This window comes from Methanocrinis sp. (assembly GCF_049974945.1).
Taxonomy (GTDB): Archaea; Halobacteriota; Methanosarcinia; order Methanotrichales; family Methanotrichaceae; genus Methanocrinis.
Window position 1 is genome coordinate 1 of sequence record NZ_JBNGCU010000192.1, and the last position, 1564, is coordinate 1564.

Here is a 1564-nt window from a genome sequence, read left to right on the forward strand (position 1 = left end):
CCGAAAATCGGAGGTGAAAAATATGAATCGCACCATAAAGCTCCTCATGCTCTCGGACATCTTCGTCCTCACCGGCTTCGGCCTGATCCAGCCCATCCTGGCCATCTTCATAAACGAGGGGGTGGCCGGAGGGAACATTCTCACTGCGGGGGTGGCCAGCACCCTCTTTCTGGTGACCAAGTCCCTGGTCCAGCTCCCCTTCTCCCGGCACATCGACGAGAGCGAGAAGAAGACCAGATGGCTGATAGTCGGAACCGCCCTGATCGCCGCCGTCCCGGTGATGTACATCTTCATAGACAACATATATCAGGTCTACCTGGCGGAGACGCTCTACGGCATCGGAAGCGGCCTCGCCTACCCCACCTGGGTCGGGCTCTGGAGCCAGAACCTGAACCCAGGAAGGGAGAGCTTCGAGTGGTCGGTCTATTCCACCTCCACGGGCCTGGGAACCGCCGCCACCGCGGCCGTCGGAGCCGCCATAGCAAGCCTCGCGGGCTTCACCGCCACCTTCATCCTGACGGGATTGATGTGCCTTTTGGGATGCGGCATCCTCTTCATGCTGGACCAAGAGAGCGCTTCAGGAAGAAGAGTGGTCGCCATCTCCAAAGAGAGGGAGAGCAGATCCAAGCTCGACTGACCCAGCCCGGACTGAGCCTTTAAAATCGATATTCTATATTCCGATGGCTATTTAGTCGAGGATCTCCTTCTCGCCTCCATGGCAGGAGAGCTCTTGGATCGGTTTCGGGGCTGCATGCTGGGGCTTGCCGTCGGCGACGCCCTGGGGATGCCCGTAGAGGGGCTGACGAGAGAGGAGATACGGGGCCGGCTCGGCGAGGTCCGGGAGATGGTCGCCCCGACCCCGGATCACTTTCATTGCGGCCTCGCGCCCGGCCAGTACACCGACGATACCGAGCAGACTCTCCTTCTGGCGGAGACGATAATCGAGTCTGGCTTCTTCGACGTCGAGAGGTTCACCTCGAAGCTGGCCGACTGGGGCAGGGCCTGGACGGCCGATCCCTCTCTGAACCGGGGCGTCGGATGGACGAGCATGACGGCGATCCAGGATCTTTTGAGGGATCGGCCCTGGCAGGAGGCGGGCCTTCCGACGCCCACCTGCGGCTCGGCGATGAGGACCGCGCCGATCGGCCTCGTCTACCACTGCAACCTCGACCTCGTCGCGAGGTACGCCGACCAGCAGAGTCTACCCACCCACTCTTCAACCGCTGCCAGGGCCGGGTCGGTCGCGGTCGCCGTCGGAGTCGCCCTCTCTATCCTCGGCTTTTCTCCCGTCCGGGTCCTGGAGATGGCCGCCGCCTTCTCCGAGAGGATCGATCGGGATTTCGCCCGCCGCCTTTCTATCGTAGAAGAGCTCCTCGACCTCGATCCGCCAGAGGCGCTGGCAGAGACCGGAACATCGCCGATGGTGACGGAGACGGTCCCCGCCGCCTTCTACTGCCACCTCAAGTTCGAGCCCGAGGATGCCCTGACAGCGGCCGCCTCCTCGGGCGGAGACACCGACTCCATCGCCTCCATCGCCGGGGCCCTGGGAGGGGCGTACCGGGGC

Annotated in this window: 2 protein-coding genes; both read left to right on the forward strand. The window is 63.3% G+C overall.

Features of this window, described 5'->3' with window-relative positions:
- The first annotated feature begins 22 nt into the window (after positions 1 to 22).
- Complete coding sequence (locus ACP5EL_RS10460; protein ID WP_428402451.1) at positions 23 to 637, forward strand: MFS transporter; 615 nt, start codon at positions 23 to 25, stop codon at positions 635 to 637.
- A 78-nt stretch (positions 638 to 715) separates the two neighbouring features.
- Positions 716 to 1564, forward strand: an 849-nt coding sequence (locus tag ACP5EL_RS10465; protein ID WP_428402452.1) for an ADP-ribosylglycohydrolase family protein, incomplete at its 3' end; no start/stop codon positions are given.

Bases quoted from the DNA above. Each gene is read 5' to 3' on its own strand.
- ACP5EL_RS10460 (WP_428402451.1), top strand. From the start codon at position 23: ATGAATCGCACCATAAAGCTCCTCATGCTCTCGGACATCTTCGTCCTC.